The 18,586-nt window shown below is 73.4% G+C and carries 16 protein-coding genes; 2 read left to right on the plus strand and 14 right to left on the minus strand.

What is annotated here, in order from left to right:
- Positions 1-3 precede the first annotated feature (3 nt).
- Complete coding sequence (locus PUR56_RS41875; RefSeq protein WP_329952857.1) at positions 4-1,320, minus strand: DUF2254 domain-containing protein; 1,317 nt, start codon at positions 1,318-1,320, stop codon at positions 4-6.
- A 287-nt stretch (positions 1,321-1,607) separates the two neighbouring features.
- On the opposite strand from PUR56_RS41875, the gene PUR56_RS41880 reads away from it, so the two are divergent.
- Both PUR56_RS41880 and PUR56_RS41885 read left to right on the plus strand, forming a co-directional pair.
- A complete protein-coding gene (locus PUR56_RS41880; protein ID WP_329881628.1) occupies positions 1,608-2,972 on the plus strand; it encodes a glutamate decarboxylase in 1,365 nt (454 codons plus the stop codon).
- Positions 2,973-3,212: 240 nt separating this feature from the next.
- Complete coding sequence (locus PUR56_RS41885; protein ID WP_329952928.1) at positions 3,213-3,914, plus strand: phosphatase PAP2 family protein; 702 nt, start codon at positions 3,213-3,215, stop codon at positions 3,912-3,914.
- A gap of 7 nt (positions 3,915-3,921) precedes the next feature.
- Here the strand turns inward: PUR56_RS41885 and PUR56_RS41890 are convergent, their stop codons facing one another.
- The 13 genes from PUR56_RS41890 to PUR56_RS41950 form a co-directional block, all read right to left on the minus strand.
- Positions 3,922-5,226: a glutamate-1-semialdehyde 2,1-aminomutase gene (locus PUR56_RS41890; protein ID WP_329952929.1), complete on the minus strand. Its 1,305-nt coding sequence runs from the start codon at positions 5,224-5,226 to the stop codon at positions 3,922-3,924.
- A 71-nt stretch (positions 5,227-5,297) separates the two neighbouring features.
- Positions 5,298-5,855 (minus strand): dTDP-4-dehydrorhamnose 3,5-epimerase, encoded by a 558-nt coding sequence (rfbC, locus tag PUR56_RS41895; protein WP_329881629.1) that lies wholly within the window; start codon positions 5,853-5,855, stop codon positions 5,298-5,300.
- Positions 5,852-7,177: a polysaccharide pyruvyl transferase family protein gene (locus tag PUR56_RS41900; protein WP_329952858.1), complete on the minus strand. Its 1,326-nt coding sequence runs from the start codon at positions 7,175-7,177 to the stop codon at positions 5,852-5,854. The genes rfbC and PUR56_RS41900 overlap by 4 nt, the downstream gene beginning before the upstream one ends.
- Entirely contained in the window at positions 7,174-8,121 is a 948-nt protein-coding gene (locus tag PUR56_RS41905) for a glycosyltransferase family 2 protein (protein ID WP_329881631.1), read from the minus strand. Before PUR56_RS41905 ends, PUR56_RS41900 begins: the two co-directional genes overlap by 4 nt.
- Positions 8,118-9,440, minus strand: coding sequence for a hypothetical protein (locus PUR56_RS41910; protein ID WP_329952930.1), 1,323 nt, complete (start codon positions 9,438-9,440; stop codon positions 8,118-8,120). The genes PUR56_RS41905 and PUR56_RS41910 overlap by 4 nt, the downstream gene beginning before the upstream one ends.
- 5 nt (positions 9,441-9,445) lie before the next feature.
- Positions 9,446-10,720 (minus strand): DUF4910 domain-containing protein, encoded by a 1,275-nt coding sequence (locus tag PUR56_RS41915; RefSeq protein ID WP_443034633.1) that lies wholly within the window; start codon positions 10,718-10,720, stop codon positions 9,446-9,448.
- Positions 10,717-11,742, minus strand: coding sequence for an NAD-dependent epimerase/dehydratase family protein (locus PUR56_RS41920; RefSeq protein WP_329952860.1), 1,026 nt, complete (start codon positions 11,740-11,742; stop codon positions 10,717-10,719). The genes PUR56_RS41915 and PUR56_RS41920 overlap by 4 nt, the downstream gene beginning before the upstream one ends.
- Before the next feature lie 3 nt (positions 11,743-11,745).
- Positions 11,746-12,393: a PIG-L deacetylase family protein gene (locus PUR56_RS41925; protein WP_329881634.1), complete on the minus strand. Its 648-nt coding sequence runs from the start codon at positions 12,391-12,393 to the stop codon at positions 11,746-11,748.
- Entirely contained in the window at positions 12,390-13,226 is an 837-nt protein-coding gene (locus PUR56_RS41930; RefSeq protein WP_329952861.1) for a glucose-1-phosphate cytidylyltransferase, read from the minus strand. Before PUR56_RS41930 ends, PUR56_RS41925 begins: the two co-directional genes overlap by 4 nt.
- A complete protein-coding gene (locus PUR56_RS41935; protein ID WP_329881636.1) occupies positions 13,223-14,458 on the minus strand; it encodes a class I SAM-dependent methyltransferase in 1,236 nt (411 codons plus the stop codon). Before PUR56_RS41935 ends, PUR56_RS41930 begins: the two co-directional genes overlap by 4 nt.
- On the minus strand, positions 14,459-15,733 hold the full coding sequence (locus tag PUR56_RS41940) for a glycosyltransferase (protein WP_329952862.1): 1,275 nt from the start codon (positions 15,731-15,733) through the stop codon (positions 14,459-14,461).
- Positions 15,734-15,735: 2 nt separating this feature from the next.
- Entirely contained in the window at positions 15,736-17,064 is a 1,329-nt protein-coding gene (locus PUR56_RS41945) for an O-antigen ligase domain-containing protein (RefSeq protein ID WP_380356305.1), read from the minus strand.
- Complete coding sequence (locus PUR56_RS41950) at positions 17,057-18,580, minus strand: right-handed parallel beta-helix repeat-containing protein (protein WP_443034636.1); 1,524 nt, start codon at positions 18,578-18,580, stop codon at positions 17,057-17,059. Before PUR56_RS41950 ends, PUR56_RS41945 begins: the two co-directional genes overlap by 8 nt.
- Between the last annotated feature and the right edge of the window lie 6 nt (positions 18,581-18,586).

Raw genomic sequence — 18,586 nt, forward strand, 5'->3', positions numbered from 1 at the left:
GGCCTAGGGGCCGGGCCCGTCGGCCGCCGGCGCGCCGGGGAGCGCGTCCCGGGTCTGCCGTCCCCCGAGACCCTGGGGGTCGGCCGTCCGTGCGCGGGCGCGGCGGGGGGCGTCGTCGAAGCCCCTCTCGACCGCGTCGCCGAGGAGGCGGAGTTCGGTGCGGAGAGCGGGCCGGCAGGTGTCGGGCAGCGCCGCGAGGAGGTCTTCGAGGAGGGACCGGAGCCGCCGGCAGACCTGGACGGAGCTCGCGCCGTAGTCGCGGATCTCGGTGACGCCGAGTTCGAGGTAGTCCTCCCAGGACCGGTCGGGCAGCACGAGGCGCGGCCGGCCGCGGTCGTCCGCGAGCACGTAGTGACCGCGCAGTCCGACGCGGCCGACGGCGTGCAGGAACGCCTCGATGTGGTTCAGCACCTGGACGGCGGTGGTGGGGTCGTTGACGGCGGGGGAGAGGGCGCGGATGGCGATGTCGACGAGGATGCGCAGGGCGAAGGCCGGGTCCTGTTCGATGGTCCGCTCCGCGCCGAGCGCGAGGAGGCCGGTCACCCGGCGCGGGTCGGGCGCGGCCGCGCCGCCGTGGACCCGGACGACCGTGGCGCCGGGGGGCACGAAGTCGCCGACGGGGGCGGCCAGGACGAGGACGCAGTCGTGCCGAGCCGCGAGCTCGACCATGCCGGGCGCGTCGAACGCCTGGATGACCCCTCCGCGTTCCGAGCGGACGAGCACCGCCGGGCCGTCGGCCGGCGGCGTCCCGCCCGGTAGCGCGGACGCCCGGAGGCGGGCCGCCGCGCGGTCGAGGACCTGTTCGCCCTGGCGCCCCACGATGTCGGCGATGGCCACCGGCCGCAGGTTGTGGGTGAAGCGGTTGAGGTAGATCAGCAGGAGCAGGAGGCTCACGGAGACGGCGACACCGGCCAGGGTCACGCCGAGGTTGGGCACGGAGTCGGTCTCGATGCTCCGCAGCAGCGTGTACGCGAACGCGAAGGTGCCGGTGAAGGTGGCCAGGACGGCCTTCTGCAGGCGGTCGCGGTACCAGAGCCGCATGTAGCGCGGCGAGAGCGTGCCGGTGGCCTGCTGGATGACGAGGACGCCGATGGTGACGACGAATCCCAGCAGCGCGATCATCGAGCCGACCACCGAGCTGAGGACGGTGCTCGCGGTCGTCGCGGAGTAGTCCCAGCTCTTCGGCAGCCAGGGCGCGCCGTCCACGGCCGCCGCCGCCTCGGCCAGCGCGACGCCGAGGAGGAGCCCGAACAGCGGGACGATCCACAGGCTCGCCTTGGCGTACTGCCGCAGCCGGAACCGGGTGGCCCAGGACATCATGCGGGGCCCAGCAGCACGGTGGTGTCGCCGGTCATCGCGGTTGTCCTCTCGATGGGTTCCGGGCCCGTGGGATTCAACCGCGTCGACGAGTCCCGCAGCCGCCCGACGGGGCCGGACGCGGCCTCCGCCACCTGATCGGCCCTGCGGACGTTCGCCCCGCGGACCGGGGGTGCCGCAGCCGGAGGGTGTCGCCGCCCGCCCGGGACGGTAGGCCGTTCGGGTGCTTTCGATTTCGGCTCATGAGTCCCGGGCGCGACTCCCGGCCCGGAGCTGGTTGAGTCGCCGACATGAGCAAGAGTGACGTCGGGGCCCTGTTCGGCAACCGCTTCCTGACCGTGCCCGCCCCCTCGGAGACCTTTCCCGAGACGGGCATGACCGCGACGGACGCCATGCGGCTGGTGGACGAGGACCTCGTCATGGAGGGCGACCCGCAGCGCAACCTCGCCACGTTCGTCACCACGTGGATGGAGCCGGAGGCGCAGCGGATCATCGCCGAGAACCTGCACCGGAACTTCATCGATCACGCGGAGTACCCCATCTCCGCCGAGATCGAGCAGCGCTGCGTGCGGATGCTCGCCGACCTCTTCAACGCGCCGGGCAGGACCACCGGATGCCGGACCCAGGGCTCGTCCGAGGCGATCATGCTCGGCGCGCTGTCGCTGAAGTGGAAGTGGCGGGAGCGCCGCAAGGCGGCCAACCTGTCGGTCGACCGGCCCAACCTGGTCTTCGGCGGTGACGTCCACGTCGTGTGGGAGAAGTTCTGCCGTTACTTCGACGTCGAGCCGCGGATCGTGCCGCTCGCCGAGGACAAGTACACGATCGGCCCGGAGGACGTCGAGCCCCACCTCGACGAGAACACCATCGGCGTCGTCGCCGTCGTCGGCACCACCTTCACCGGCCACAAGGACGACGTCGTCGGGATCGACGAGCTGCTGCGCGGGATCCGCAGGAAGCGGGACCTCGACATCCCGATCCACGTCGACGGTGCCAGCGGCGGCTTCGTGTGGCCCTTCCTCTACCCGGACTCGAAGTGGGACTTCCGGCTCGAACAGGTCCGGTCGATCAACGTCTCGGGACACAAGTACGGCCTAGTCTACCCCGGCATCGGCTGGCTGGTCTTCCGCGAGGAGTCGGACCTGGCCGAGGACCTCGTGTTCTACGAGAACTACCTGGGCAAGACCGACGCGACGTTCACGCTGAACTTCTCGACCGGCGCGTCGATGGTGCTCGCGCAGTACTACAACTTCGTGCGGCTGGGCCGTCAGGGCTACACCTACGTCATGGAGACGATGCAGACGAACGCCCGCGCGTTGGCGGACAACCTGCGGGACAGCGGCCGGTTCGAGGTGATCGGCAGCGGTCTCGAACAGCTGCCGCTGGTCGCCTTCCGCCTCGCCGGCGAGCACTCCTACGACGAGTCCGACATCGCCTGGCAGCTCTCGGCCGAGCGCGGCTGGATGGTGCCGGCGTACACGCTCCCGCCCAACGCGGAGCGGGTGAAGATCCTGCGGGCCCTGGTCAAGGAGACCCTGAGCCGCGGTCAGATCGACCGCCTGACCCAGGACATCGCCGATGCGTGTGCCACCCTGGACCGCAAGGGGGCGACCACCGAGGTCGAGCGGGCCCAGGTCAAGCGCGGCAGCGGCTACTGACGGTCGCGGCCGGCGCCCTTCCGGGCCGGGTGACAGGGCGGCTCCCGCCGGCCGTCCTCCACGACGCCCGGCGCCACGCGCCGGGCGTCCGGCACGATCCGGCGACCCGATCCGGGCGGGGCCGGTCTTCGTGAACGGCTGCCGGCGCCGGTGAGCCGCTGACATACTCGGCCCATGCCTGAAGAGGTGCGGAGGCGACGTCCCGCCGTTGAGGCCGCAGGCCGATGGGACGCGGTGGGGGTGACCGGCCGGCCGGCGCCCGTGGTGCTGCCCCCGGCGCTGCGCGTGGGGCTCGGGTCGATCGCGGCCCTCGCCGCGCTGGTGGTCGTCCTGCTCGGGATCCGGTACGGCGACGCGGGCGGGCCCGGCAGGGCGGACGCGTGGATCCTGACGGCGGTGGATGGCGCGGGGCCGCCGTGGCGGTACGTCGCGCTGGCGACGGACTCCCTGGGGGAGCCGGTGGGCGCCGCGACCCTGGTCGCGGCACTCGTGGCGAGCTGCCTGCTGCTTCGTCGACCTCGCGCAGCGGTGTTCCTCGTCGTCGGCGTCGGCATCTCCGTGGGTGCGACGACGCTGCTCAAGCACCTGGTGGGACGCACCATCCACGGCGGGTACCTGTCCTACCCGAGCGGCCACACCGCCTTCGCCACCGCGCTCGCCCTCGTGGTGGCGATGCTCGCGACCCGCGGCCGAGGCCGGGACGGGCCCGGCCTCGGCCGCACGGCCGGCACCCTGCTCGTGCTCGCCGCGGCGCTGGTCGCCGGCGCCGCCATGGGCTGGGCACAGGTCGCGCTGGGCGCGCACTACCCGACCGACGCCCTCGGCGGCTGGTGCACCGCGCTGGCGGTGGTGCCGGCGACCGCGTGGGCGGTCGACCGGGTGGCCGAGGTCGCCCTGCGGAGGCGGAACCGACGTCACGTCACGTCGCTGCCCGAGACGTGACGCCCCGTCACACCAGGCGCCGGAAGACGGGCTTCACCGGCCGCCCGGCGAACCAGGGGGCGGGGTCGCCGGCGTCCAGCGCCTTCCGGTACACGGCACAGGCCCCCGCCACCACGTCGACGGTGCGGTCGATGTCGGCGTCGTCGAGCGCGCTGCTCACCACGAACGACGGTGCCAGCACCCCGCCCGCGAGGAGCCGGCTCAGGAACAGGGTGCGGTACTGCTGCGACGGCTGCCGGTCCTCGTCGAGGGTGGCGAAGACCAGGTTGCTGGCCCGGCCCCGGAGGACGAGGTGGTCGCCGACGCCCGCACCCGCGGCGGCCTCGCGGACACCGGCGGCCAACCGCTCGCCGAGCGCGTGCAGCCGAGCGGTGATGCCCTCCTCGACGTAGGTGGTCTGCACGGCCATCGCGGCGGCCAGCGCGTGCGTTTCCGCGCCGTGCGTGGTGGACAGGAGGAACACCCGGTCGCCGGAGTGACGCAGCCCGCCCCGCTCCATCAGGTCGCGGCGTCCGGCCAGGGCGGAGACGGCGAACCCGTTGCCCAGGGCCTTGCCGAACGTGGAGAGGTCGGGGACGACGCCGTACAGGCCCTGGGCGCCCGCCTCGGACCAGCGGAAGCCGGTGATCATCTCGTCGAAGACCAGGACGCAGCCGTGCCGGTCGGCCAGCTCGCGCAGGCCGGCGAGGTACCCGGGCGGCGGTTCGGTGTGGCCGGCGGGTTCGAGGATCAGACAGGCGATCTCGTTCGGGTACCGGGTGAGCAGTTCCTCCGTGGCGGCCAGGTCCCCGTAGGGGAACGCCACGGTGAGCTCGGCGGTCGCGGCCGGGACACCGGCGGACATCGGTGTGGTGCCGATGAACCAGTCGTCGACGGAGAAGAACGGATGGTCGCCGCAGAGGGCCACCCGCGGGCGCCCGGTGACGGCGCGGGCGAGTCGCACGGCAGCGGTGGTGGCGTCGGAGCCGTTCTTCGCGAACTTCACCATCTCGGCGGTCGGCACCGTGGCCAGGAAGTGCTCCGCGGCGTCGACCTCCAGGACGGACGGCCGGACGAAGTTGCTGCCGCGGTCGAGTTCCCGCCGCACCGCCTCCAGCACGCGCGGGTGGGCGTGGCCGAGGCTGACCGACCGCAGGCCGGAGCCGTACTCGACGTAGCGGTTGCCGTCGACGTCCCACACGTGGGCACCGCGGCCGTGGCTGATGACCGGGGCCAGGTTCTCGGGGTACTGGTCGTCGCCCTTGGCGTAGGTGTGCGCGCCCCCGGGGACCACGGCGTGCAGCCTCTCGTTCGCCGTCCGCGACCGCGGCAGGCTGAACCCGTCGGCGTCCTGCGGGCCCGAGGAGCCCCGCGAACCCCGGGCGTCCTGGCTCTGCTGGGTGCTCACGCCGACCGCCCCTCGTGCCGCAGGACCTCGGCGAGGCTCGGCGCCTTCCGGTCCCGCTCGGACACCGACACGGCGGGCAGCGGCCAGGGCACGGCGAGTTCCACGTCGTCGAAGGCGATCGTCACGTCCTCGGCCGGATCGTGCGGGCGGTCGATCCGGTACGAGACGTCGGCGGTGTCGGTCAGGGCCTGGAACCCGTGGGCGCACCCCGCCGGGATGTACACGCTCACCTGCGTCTCGCCGCTCAGCTCGAAGAAGGCCTGGTTGCGGTAGGTCGGCGAATCCGGGCGCAGGTCCACGACGACGTCGAAGACCTTCCCGTAGGAACAGCGCACCAGCTTGGCCTCACCGGCGCCGGAGCGCAGGTGCAGGCCGCGCAGCACGCCGCGGACCGAGCGGGACACGCTGTGCTGGACGAAGGCGGCCGGGTCGAGGCCGACCGAGCGGACCACCTCGGCGTCGAACGTCCGGCAGAAGAAGCCGCGTTCGTCGGCGTACGGCGTCGGTTCGAAAAGGTACGCGCCGGCGATCGCCGGGACTTCGGTCGCCTTCATGGAGCCTCCCGTGGTGCGTGGTCGTGGGTGTGGTCGTGTGCGTGGGTACGGTTCTGGTCGTGGGCGTGGTTCTCGGCGTGGTACGGGTCAGGGGCGTCGGAACGGGAGCGGGCGTGGCCGGCCGCGGGGAAGAGGGCCGCCGTCAAGGCGCTGAACTGCTGTTCCAGCTCCCGGCGGGCGGTCAGGTTCCGCTCGGCGAGGGTCCGCCGCAGCTCCGGCGACCGCTTCTCCAGCGCCCGGAACTGCTCGATCAGCCGGTCGGCGTCGACCTCGCGGGCCGGGTGGCAGTACTCGCCGAGCCCCATCCGGGCCATCAGCGCCTCGCTCTTCGCCGCGTAGCTCAGGGCGAGCGTCGGCGTGCCGGCCTTCAGCGCGCAGATCAGGTTGTGGTACCTGGTCGCCACCACGGTGTCGGCCGCGGCCGTCTCCCTCATCAGGTCGGCCAGTGAGGCGGGCGAGGCGGCGGTGAGCAGCGGCGAGTCCACCGCGTCGAGGATCGCGGCGACCACCGGCCTGTCGACGTCGTCGCCCATGAGCAGCCGGACCCGTCTGCCGTCCTCGACCAGCGCGCGGACGAAGCGGGTCGTCCCGTCGAGGTAGCGCCGGTGGATCTCCTCCGCCCGGGCGCGGTCGTCGTTCCCGCCGTGGAAGGCCATGACGCCGACGCAGACCGGGCCCGGCGCGCCGTCGTCGGGCGCGGCCGACGACGGCGCCGGCAGGGAGAAGGCGAGGTCCGGGTAGACCTCGTCCCGGCCGGTGTCCACACCCATCGCCCGCATCGCGTCGCGCGACGGGGCGTCCCGGTACGACCGGTACGCGGCCAGCCGCGCCGACCAGCGCACCAGGGCCCGGGTCGGCCGGCTGCGGATCTCGGCCGCGCCGACGCTGACCAGCGCGACCCGGGTGCGCAGCAGCCGGCCGCTCGCGCAGAGCAGGAACAGTGCGTACGGGAAGCCCCACGGCCGCAGCGGAAGGGTGGCCTCCAGGACGCCCATGCCCGGCACGATCACCACGTCGTGCCGGCGCACCCAGGCGGCGGTGCGGACGGCGTCGACGAGTTTGCCCGCGCCCTTCGCCGCGATCGAGCCCGCCCGCGACGCGGTCCGGTACTCGCCGCGGTTCCAGTGCAGCCGGGTCGCGGGGATCCCGAACCGGGCCGTCACGGCCTCGGGCCCGCCGCACAGCGCGTCCACGACCGCGTCCGGGTGCGCGGCGCGCAGGTACCCGAGCACGGCCTCCAGCGACCCGTCGTTGCCGAGGTTGCCGGAGCCGAGCAGCCCGAACACCCCGACCCGCACCGGGCCTTCGGCCGCGGACGTCATGGCCGCCGCCCCTCGCGGCCGGCGACGACGGCGTCCACGGAGACGGCGAGCCGGTCCGGGTCGACCGGGGTGCGGTCCTCGACCCGCTCGCCGGCGCCCGGCCGGGCCCGGCTGGTCGCCCAGGCGGCGAGGTGGCCGTAGCACGCGCGCCGGTCGGCCGGGGAGAGCGGCACCCGCCGGATCGTCGCGACGAAGCCCCAGACGTACTCGGCGAGCAGCCGGGGCGTCGGGTGCAGCGGTCCGGCCCGGCGCGGGTCCAGGTTGACGCACCGGGAGCGCTTGGAGGGGTTCGCCCGTTCGGCGCGGGTGGGGTGGTCGCGGCGGAAGTACAGCAGCTCCGGCACCTGGTGGAAGCGCCCGCGCAGGCCGATCTCGGCGACGAACGTGCGGTCCGCGTGGTGGTAGCTGTCGAGCGGCTTGACCCGGCGCAGGACGTCGGCCCGGATCACGCCGTAGAAGTCGTCGCCGCCGGGTTCGAACAGCATGCTGCGGAAGCGCTCCGGCGCGTGCGGGGAGGCGGTGGCGAGCCCGTACTCGTAGGGGACCTTCACCCGGCCGTCGCCGTCGATGACCGCCTGGTCGGCGTGCGCGAGGATCACGTCCGGCCGCTCGTCCAGCGCCTCCACGCAGCGCAGCAGCAGGTCCCGGGCGTACAGGTCGTCGTGCGAGGCCCACTTGAACAGCTCGCCGCGGCACTCGGCGAACACGTGGTTGTGGTTCGGCGAGGCGCCGATGTTCCGGGGCAGCCGGAGGTAGCGGATGCGGGAGTCCCGCGCGGCGTAGCGGCGGCAGATGTCCTGCGTCGCGTCGGTCGAGGCGTTGTCGGAGATGATCAGCTCGAAGTCCTCGTAGGTCTGGCCGAGCAGGGCGTCGAGGGACTCGGCGAGGTACTCCTCACCGTTGTAGACGGGCAGCCCGATACTCAATCGGGGTACGGCGGTCATGGAGTCCTCACTTCGGGGGTGTCGTCCTCTACTTCGGGGGAGGGGGCTCGGTGGTGCTCGTGCAGGGCGGCCCTCAGCTGCCACCACCACACGGCCGAGCCGCAGGCCGTCGCGGTGGCGACGCCCCAGGCGGAGCTGGCGGTGCCGGCCAGGGCGGCTCCGCCGAGCCCGCCGCCGAGGTAGCAGGCGGAGGCGAACAGCTGGCAGCGCAGGCTGCGCCGGGCCGCGGCGAGCGCGCGCAGCCCGGCCGCCGCGCCGCTGCCGAGGCCGGCGCCGGCGACGCCGAGGGTGGCCGGCACGATGAGCTCGGAGGACGCGTGCCAGACGTCGCCGAGGACGAGCTCGCCGATCCGTTCGGGCATCAGCAGCAGGGCGGCGCCCCACAGCAGCGCCGCGACGGCCTGGCCGCCGCCCAGCCGGAGGCAGAACCCGCCGAGCCGGTGCGGTGCCTGCCGCAGTACCCGGGCCGCCTCCGCCACGGTGACCAGGGACAGCCCCATCAGCAGGGCGAGGAAGGGGCCGAGCAGGAGCTCGGCGCCCCGGACCGTCCCCACCGCACCGACCCCGACGATCGCGCCCAGCCCGTACGCCCGGAGCTGGCCGGCGGCGCTGAGGCTGACGTTCTCGGCCAGGTACCGGGTACCGAGGTCCCGTTGCTCGCGGAGCCACCCGCGGGCCGCGGTCACCCGGGGCCGGATGCCGGACTGGAGGAAGCCGTACCCGGCGGCCACCGCGGCGGCGGCGCCCCAGGCCAGCAGGAAGGCGGCCACGGTGTTCACGCGCGCCGCCACGACCATGGCCGGGACGAGCGCGACGGCCTGCACCAGGTCGTTGGTGAACGCCTTCCGCCCCGCGCCGGCGGCGAAGAACGCGAACCGCCGGGAGTCCTGGAGCAGCAGCGCCGGCAGGGCGGCGCCGAGGCAGACGAACGCGGGCCCGATCCGACCGCCGAGGCCGAGCCCGGTGAGCAGGCACACGGCGCCGAGGGAGGAGCCGATGACGAGCGCCGTCCCCGACGACCGGGCCGCCGCCGCACGCCAGACCGCCTCCGGCACGCCGCTGAACCGCACCACGAGCGGGTCCGTGGCCAGCCCGCGGGCGACGTTGAGCACCAGGCCGTAGGTCAGCCAGGCGAGGCTGAACACGCCGAACGCCGTCACCCCCAGCGAGCGGGCCACGAAGGCGCCCACCGCGAAGTTGGTCATGCTGGAGACCGCCTGGTCGGCCAGCCCCCAGGACAGCCGGCCGGCGATGCCCCGGCCGGCGGCCCGCCCCGGCGGGCCCGGCGGCGCCGTCGTCTCCGTCCCCTCGGCGGTCATCGGCGTCATGCCTTGATCAGCCCGGCGCCGTGCAGGGCGTCGGCCGCGGCGGCGACGGTGTCGAACGGCAGCCCGGACCGCTCGGCGACGTCCAGCAGACTCTGCTCGCCGTCGGAGAGGCTGAGCACCCAGAGCATGGCCAGCTGGGCCTGCTTGGCGTCGCTGCGGCCGCCGAGCGAGTCGTACAACCCGCGCCGGCCCAGGTGCGGTTCGCCGTACGGGCTGAGGTTGAGGTACCGCCGGTTGCGGTCGAGGACGGAGAACGCCTCGCGGCAGACCGCGAGGGTGTCCTCCAGCGCCTCCGGGGAGACGAAGTCCGGGTTGTCCGCCGAGGTGTGGTACTCGGGGTACCCGGCGTACGGGGTCCGGCTGAGCGAGCCCACGCCGAGGTCGAACCCGGGCGAGCAGTACTGCCGCTCGTCGTAGCCGTACGGCGTGAACCCGTTGACCTGGTGGGGTCGTTCGGTCGCGGCCAGGACGTGCCGCAGGACCCGGTCGATCTCCGCGTCGCCGCGCCGGCTCTGCTTGTACGTCAGCTTGCCCCGGTCGCCGGCGCAGGCCAGCACCAGCCCGTGCTTGACGCGTTCCACCCGCTCCGCGTTGCGGGCCAGCCAGGTGATCGCCCCGATGGTGCCGGGAGCGAAGATGAACCGGTAGGTGTAGTACGGCGTCCGCTCCGCCAGCTCCCGGGCCAGGAGGATCGCCACCGCGACGCCGGCCATGTTGTCGTTCGCCAGCGACGGGTGGCAGACGTGGCAGGAGACGATCACCTCGTCGGTGACCTGCCCGGGGACGACGTGCTCGGCGTAGGTGAGGTGGCCGTCCGCGAGCGTGGAGTCGACGCGCACCTCGTACTCGCCGTCCGGCATCGCGTCCAAGGTCTCCTGGGCCAGGCAGAACCCCCATTGCGGCGTGTAGTAGCTGGTGCGGTACGGCACCCAGGTCGGGTGGTCGGGCAGCGTGTGCAGGTGTTCGCGCAGCTCGGCGAGCGGCACGGTCGCCGCCACCGGGACGCTGTAGCCGAGCACGTGCAGGTTGGACGCGGCGAAGTCGACGACCCGGCGGCCGGTGGCGTCGGCGATGTACGCGTCCCGGATGTTCCACTCCTGCGGCACCGTCCAGTCGAGCACCCGTGTCCCGGTCGGTACCTCGTGCACCTGCAGCGGGAGGTACTCGCCGACGATGTCCAGGGTGGCGCGCACGCCGTCGCCGGTGATGCTCCGGCAGATCGGGTACAGCCGCTCCACCAGCGCGTGCATCCGGTCGCCCGCCGTGGTCATCGGCGCCACCGCAGGGTGTCGTCGACGGTGCCGGCGTCGGCTGCCGCGCGCAGCACGGCCAGCCGGGTGAAGCGTCGCTCGAAGTCGTCCCGGGTCAGACCGAACTTCTGGTAGGCGTCGGCGAGTTCGAGCGCCCCCCGCTTCACCGTCCACTCGCAGTCGAAGCCGGGCAGCGCGGCGCGGAACCGGGAGAAGTCCACCCGGTAGGAGCGCGGGTCGGCACCGTTCTCCCCGGTGATCACCACCTTCGCGCCGGACACCGCCTCGGCGACCTGTTCGGCGATCTCGGCGACGGTGACGTTGTTGGTCTCGCTGCCGATGTTGAACGCCCGGTCGTGCACCGCCTCCCGCGGCGCCACCAGCGAGGCCGCGAAGGCCCGCGCGATGTCGGCGGCGTGCACCAGCGGGCGCCAGGGCGTGCCGTCGGAGAGCACCAGCACCTCGCCGGACAGGAGCGCGTGGCCCACCAGGTTGTTCAGCACGATGTCGGCGCGCAGCCGGGGCGAGTAGCCGAAGGCGGTGGCGTTGCGCAGGTACACCGGGCTGAAGTCGTCGTCGGCCAGCGCGTGCAGGTCGTCCTCCACCCGCACCTTGGACTCCGCGTACGGGGTCACCGGGCGCAGCGGGGCGTCCTCGGTGACCAGGTCGTCGCCGCCGGCGGCACCGTAGACCGAGCAGGTCGACGCGTACAGGAAGCGCCGCACCCCGGCGTCGCGGGCCAGCCGGGCCAGCCGCACGGAGGCGTGGTGGTTGATGTCGTAGGTGAGGTCCGGCGCCAGCGAGCCCAGCGGGTCGTTGGACAGCGCGGCCAGGTGGATCACGGCGTCCACCCCGGCCACGTGGTCGGCCGTGACGTCACGCAGGTCCACCCGGTGACCCGGCGGGTCGGCGGGCGTCGGGCCGAGGACCGAGTCCGCGAACAGGCCCGCGTCCAGCCCGACGACGTCGTGCCCGGCGGCCGCGAGGACCGGGGCCATCACGGTGCCCAGGTAGCCCTGGTGTCCGGTCAGCAGTACGCGCATGGTTCATCCCCCCAGATTGAGAGTGAGCTTGGTGACGGCGAACGCCTCGGCGTAGCGCTCGTGGCATTCGATGCCGCGGATCCGCGCCAGCCCGAGGAAGGCCTCCCGGTCGTACCAGGGCCGGTGCCGTTGCGACGGGTAGTGCTCCTGCAACAGCCGCACCTTCTCCTCGGCGACCTCCGGGGAGAGCGGCTGGTAGGCCGTGGGACGGCCGAGGTCGGCGTCCCACTTGACGATCTCGTAGCCGAGCACGAGGTGGTCGCGGAACGCGGTGGTCACCAGCCGCGCCAGGCCGCGGTGGTCCTGGTGCGCGTCCTCGGTGCGCGGTGCGAGGACCAGGTCCGGCTCGCTCCGCCCGCGCAGCTCCTCGACCGCGGCCTTGGCCTCGTCCCAGTGCGCGGGCAGCCGGCCGTCCGGGAGCTTGAGCACGGTCAGGCGCAGGTCGGCGTCCGGGCAGAAGGCGGCGAGCGCGTCCCGTTCCTCCTGCTCCCGCTCGCCGCCACCGCCGGAGAGCACCAGCGCGTCGACCCGCAGGCCCGGCCGCGCGCGGCACACCGTCAGCAGCGTGCCGCCGGCGCCGATGGCGATGTCGTCGCAGTGCGCCCCCACCGCGACGACCCGGTCCGGGCGCCCGGACCCGAGCCGGATCACGCGGTCCTCGCCGCGCCGGTGGTCCCGCCGCCGGTCCCGCCGCCGCCCGCCCCCGCGGCGTCCCGCTCCCACACGGCCCACGGGCGGTCGCCCCGGGAGTAGGCGAGGTCCAGCGCGGCCCGCTCCTTCACCGTGTCGGTCGGCTTCCAGAAGCCGCGGTGCTGGTGGGCCACCAGCCGGCCGCGCTTGGCCAGTTGGGTGCAGCCGTCGGCGACCAGGTCCCCGTTCTCCGGGATGTGGTCGAAGACCTCCTGACGGAGCACGAAATAGCCACCGTTCTCCCACAGCGGCAGTTCGCTCACCGCGGTGATGCCCCCCACCAGGCCGCCCTCGCCCAGCTCCACGCAGTGGAACGAGGACTGCGGCGGCACCACCATCATCGACGCACCGGCGTCACGCCGGGAGAACGAGTCGATCATCTCCGGCAGCGGGGCGTCGGTGAGCACGTCGGCGTAGTTGGCGAGGAACATCTCGTCGCCGTCCAGGTGGTGCCGCACCCGGCGCAGCCGCTCGCCGATCGGCGACTCGATGCCCGTCTGGGCGAACGTGATCGTCCAGGAGGCGATGTCGGTGGACAGCAGCTCGGTCCGCCCGCCCCGCAGCACGAAGTCGTTGGACGTCGTCTCCTCGTAGTTGAGGAAGAAGTCCTTGATGTGGTGGGCCCCGTACCCGAGGCACAGGATGAACTCGGTGTGCCCGAAGTACGCGTAGTAGCGCATCACGTGCCAGATGAGCGGCCGCGGGCCGACCATCGCCATCGGCTTGGGCACGTCGTCGGAGGCTCCGCTGCGCATGCGCAGCCCGTAACCGCCGCAGAACAGGACGACCTTCACGGCTTGACCTCGACAATGCTGAGTTCCGGGATGGGGAAGACCAGCCGGCCGCCCCAGGCGTGCACGAAGGACAACTGCTCGACCAGCTCGTCCCGCAGGTTCCACGGGAGGACGAGGACGTAGTCCGGCCGGTCGGTGGCGATCTGCTCGGGCGGCAGGATCGGGATGCGGGTGCCCGGGGTGAACCTGCCGTGCTTGTAGGGGTTCCGGTCGACCGTGTACGGGAGCAGGTCGGGCCGGACACCGCAGTGGTTCAGCAGGGTGTTGCCCTTGCCCGGGGCGCCGTAGCCGACGACCGTCTCGCCACGCTCGGCCGCCTCGACGAGGAAGCGCAGGAGGTCCCTGCGCACCTTCGCCACCCGGGCGGAGAACTCGGTGTACCCGGACAGCTCCCGCAGCCCCGCGGCCTTCTCCCGGTCCAGCACGTCGGCCACCCGCCGGCTCGGCTCGCCGGCCACCTCGGCCGGCCGGGCCCACAGCCGGATGGAGCCGCCGTGCGTGGGCAGCAACTCGACGTCCACGAGCGCGAGTCCGCCGCTCTCCAGCGCCCGGGCCGCGGACGCGACCGTGTAGTACTGGAAGTGCTCGTGGTAGATCGTGTCGTACTGGTTCTCCTCGATCAGGGTCAGCAGGTGCTGCACCTCGACGGAGACCCAGCCGTCGTCGGCGACCAGGGCGCGCAGCCCCCGGGTGAACCCGACCACGTCGGGGATGTGCGCGTACACGTTGTTGGCGACGACCAGGTCCGCCGGGCCGTGCTCGGCACGGACGGCCGCACCGGTGGCCGGGTCCAGGAACTCCGTGAGCGTGGGCACGCCCGCGTCCCGCGCCGCGGCACCGACGTTCACCGACGGCTCGACGCCGAGGCAGCGGATGCCCCGGTCCACCACGTGGCGGAGCAGGTACCCGTCGTTGCTCGCGACCTCGACCACGAAGGAGTCGGGGCCGAGGCCCAGCCGCGGCACGGCCTCGGCGACGAAGGTGCGCGCGTGCTCCACCCAGGAGGTCGAGTACGAGGAGAAGTACGCGTACTGCGTGAACGTCTCCTCCGGCGTGATCAGCGGAGGGATCTGCGCGAGCCAGCAGTCCGTGCAGACCCGCAGGTGCAGCGGGTACGTCGGTTCCGGCCGGTCCAACTGGTCCGCGGCGAGGAAGCTCTCGCACGGCGGGGTCGCCCCCAGGTCGACGACGCTCCCCAGCGCCGTCGAGCCGCAGAGTCGGCATCGTGTCATCTACTGCCCCCATTTCCTGCTCGCGCGGGTGTCCCGCCGCGAGCCAGCGTTCGTCCTCACCACCGGCGGCGCGCCGTCCGCGCCGCCGGCCCGCCCCGCGATCGCGGCGCGGTACTCCTCCACCAGGCGCTCCAGTCCGACCGCCGGACTGAACGCCTGGTCGTAACGGTGCCGGGCCGTCCGGCCCATCTCCCGGTTGCCGGCCGGATCGGCCGTGACCCGGCGAAGGCAGGACGCGAGCGAGCCCGCGTCCCCCGGCCGGTGCAGCAACCCGGTCAGCCCGTCCTGCACGAGCTCGACGAAGGCGCCGTGACCGGCGGCGACGGCCGGGACCCCCGCCGCCATCGCCTCCGCGACCACCAGGCCGAACGTCTCCATGGACATCGACGGAGCCACCACCGCGACCGACCGCGCGACGGCCTGCCGGCACTGGGCCGGGTCGTACAGGCCGGCGTAGCGCACGTCGGCCCGGCCCGCCGCCCACGCCGTCACCTCGGACTCCAGCGGCCCCGCGCCGGCGAGCACGAGCGGCACGCCGACCCCGCCCTCCGCGGCGAGCGCGTCCCACGCGGCCATGAGCAGCCGCACGCCCTTGGACTCCGTCAGCCGGCCGAGGAAGAGCAGGTGCTCGCCGGTGTCCGCCCGGTCGGTGCCGGGGTCGGGCACGAAGTTGTGCTTCACCACCAGCCGTTCGGCCGGCATGCCGGACCGCACCAGGATGTCGCGCTGCGCCGCGGAGATGCAGAAGAACCGCTCCACGCCGGACCACCACCGCCGCCGGTTGACCGCCAGGCTGACCGCGAGCGGCACCGTCGCGAGCCGGGAGTTCCGGTAGCAGCCGTGCCGGACGGCGGGCAGCGAGGCCCGGGTGCCGACGCACTCCGTGCACGCCCCGCCGTCCCGGTGCAGCGTGCCGGGCGGGCAGACCTGGGTGTAGTTGTGCAGGGTGGCGACGACGGGCACACCGGCGTCGGCGCAGGCGGCGATCACCGCCGGCGACAGGAGCGGGAAGACGTTGTGGACGTGCACCACGTCCGGCCGATCGGTGCGGAGCCGGGCGGCGAGCTCCGTGCGGACCGCCGGGTTCCACGGCACGAGGAGCGGCACCGCGGCCTTGCCGAGCAGGGACCGCGCGGCGATCTCGTCGCTGCGCCGCTCGAACACGTCGACCCGGTGGCCGGCCGCGCGCAGCAGCCCCACCTCCTCGTCGACGACCCTGTTCTCGCCGCTCGGCTGCGCCGAGGAGTAGCGGTTGTGCACCACGAGGACGTGCATGGTCAGGTCACCTCCCGGTTCCGGTCCCAGCGGGGGATGCGTCGCCGCGGTACCGCGGGCGCCGTCAAGGGCGGGGCCGCGGCCGGTGTCGTGAGCAGCGACGCGGCCAGGGCCAGGTGGAGCAGGTAGGGCGAGGCGTCGCCGAGCCCGGCCTCGGTGTACGACGACATCGCGACGTAGCTGATGAGGAAGATCGCGCAGGCCCTCGGCAGCGAGGGCGGGCGCAGCAGCGCGATCCCGCCCAGGGAGAGGAGGATCGCCGCCACGAGGACGATGCCGAGCTGGCCCTGCTCGTTGTAGACGGCCAGCCAGCTGTTGTCGATGGGCAGCCCGCCGAACGACTTGTCGCCCAGACCCGTGCCGAACACCCGCTCCGGGAGCGTCCGGGGCGCCGTCAGCAGGGCGTCCCAGACCTTGGCCCGGCCGGTGAGGTTGGAGAAGTTCTCCTTGCTCTGCCCGCGCATGAACCACGCCTGCAGCGCGGAGGAGAACGCCACCGCGGCCACCGTGGCGCACACCACCGCCCAGGCGAAGAACCGGCGGGCGGCGGCGCTGGTCAGGACGAGCGAGCCGATCGCCAGCGCCAGCCCGACGAGCAGGCCGACCGTGGCCGTCCGGGTGTGGGTCATCGCGAGCAGGACGAGCGTCGGCACGATGACCACCGCCGCGCCGGTCCCGGTGGTCCGGCGGTCCAGCAGGAGCAGCACGGTGAGCCCGATGATCACCGCGGAGTACTGTCCGATCTGCGGCGGGGTGAGCGGCCACAGCGCGCCGACCAGGCGCCCGCCGTAGTACTCGGGCATGGCGGTGCCCGGGGAGATGACCAGGCCGGCGGCCACCGACACGAGCACCGCGAAGTACATCCGGATGTGGGTCCGGACGAGCATCAGGCTGCCGGTCCACCAGCGGCTGAGCAGCCACAGGGTGCCGACGAAGAGGGCCAGCCGGGTGCAGCGGAACAGCGCGCCGACCCCGACCTCCAGGTGCAGGCTGGAGATGAGGCTCGGCACCAGCAGCAGGCTGAGCAGGAACAGGAAGGCGTTGGCGCGGATGCGCAGCCGGAGGTTGAGCGCGAGGGCCAGCGCGAACGCGGAGACCAGCGCGCCCATGGTGGCCATCTGGATGAGGGAGCGGGGCAGCCTCACGATGGTCTTCGCCCCGGCGGAGCCGAGCGTGTTGAGGCCCAGGAGGGCCCAGACGATCCAGACGGCCTTCGGCGTGCCGCCTGGGCGTCGTTCGGCGCCGGGCCGGGGGACCGCCGTGCCCGGTCCGCCCGCCGGCCGGCCGCCCGTGGGCCCGCCGCGCACCGGTTCCCCGGCCACCTCAACCACCGGCCTGCGGGGCGAAGGTGCTGCCCTGGTCCTGCTGGTACGGCGTGCCCTGCCACCGCCCGGCGTCGAGCTTGCGGTCCGGGTCGTCGATGACGAAGCTCCACGGTCCGCGGTAGGCGTTGTCGTGCCAGCGGTTGTCCTGTTCGAGGGTGATCGCCCGGGACACCCGCTTGCCCTGGTACGGCGACCAGTCCGGGTAGGTGCCGTAGTTGGAGAGCACCGCCATGCGGGCGCACTCCACCGCGCACCTGACGACGGACGTGTCGAGGGCGAAGCGGTTGTCGTGGATGTCCACCCGCTGGGTCTTCCACCGGCAGTCGGCGTAGAGCGGTGCGGTGTCGATCGCCGGCTTCGCGCACTGCCGGGTGTCCTTCACCAGCAACGTGCAGTAGCCGGTCGAGGTGTTGGCCGGGCTGTTGCAGAACCGGTCGGCGTTCTCCCACAGGGTGATGCCGGACCAGTTGTCCTCCAGCAGGTTCCGGTAGATGTCGATCCTGTCGGTGCGGGCCGGGATCCGGGGTTCGCCGCCGGCCTCCGACACGTAGACCGCCGCGTACGGGAAGTTGTCGCCGGCGGCGGCGTGCCGGCGGCCCTCGACCCAGTTGTTGCGCCGGATCGTGTTGTTCCTGATGATCGCGTTGTAGCTGGTCTCGTACATCAGCGCGGTGCCGTCGTTGGCCTCCAGCACGTTGTCCTCGACGAGGAAGTCGTTGTTGTTGTTGTCCGCCCACAGCCCGGCGCCGCGGTTGTCGTGCACCCAGTTGCCGCGGACGTCGGCGCCGTCGACGGCCCAGAACTTGATGCCCCCGGTGCAGCCGCAGCCCGGCTGCCGCCGCTCCCAGTCGTCGGTGTTGTTGCCCACGATCTCGTTGCCCTCGACCAGCAGGCCCTTGATGGAGTCGCCGGTCTTGTAGGCGTTCATGCCGTACTGCCCGTTGTTGCGCAGGCAGCTGGCGCGGACCTGCTGGCGGGCACCGGCCATCAGCCCGGCGCCGGAGTTGTCCTGGATCGTCGCGTGCTCGATCACCCACCCGTCGGCCATGTCGTGGTTGACCACGCCCTCGTCGTGCGGCGCGACGAAGCCCTGCACGGTCAGGTGGCGGATGGTGACGTCGGGGGCGGTACCGCTGAACGCGTAGTTGTTGGTCCTCCGGCCGTCGAGCACCGCGCCCGACGCGCCGAGGTAGGTGTTCCCCTCCTTGGCCATCACCTGGGCGTAGCGGTCCGGTTCGAGGGTGTGGGTGCCCGGGCGGAGCCAGAACGTGGTGCGCGGGGGGTTGTCCCTGGTCTTCACCGCCAGGTCGTCGACCACCGCGGGGTCGACCGTCACCGCGCCCGCCGGCGCCGTCGCCGGCCCCGGCGCGGGGGAGGCGCACACCCGGGCCACGGCCACCGGCCCGGACGACGCGGCGGTCGCCTCCGCCGGGGCGTCCGACGCGCTCGTACAGCCGGTCGCCAGCAGCAGGGCGAGCGTGAGCGCCGCCGCCGACGACGCCCCCCGGTACCGTCTCCTGATCCCCAC

Origin of the sequence: Streptomyces sp. BE303 (genome assembly GCF_036290945.1) — a bacterium.
GTDB lineage: Bacteria > Actinomycetota > Actinomycetes > Streptomycetales > Streptomycetaceae > Kitasatospora.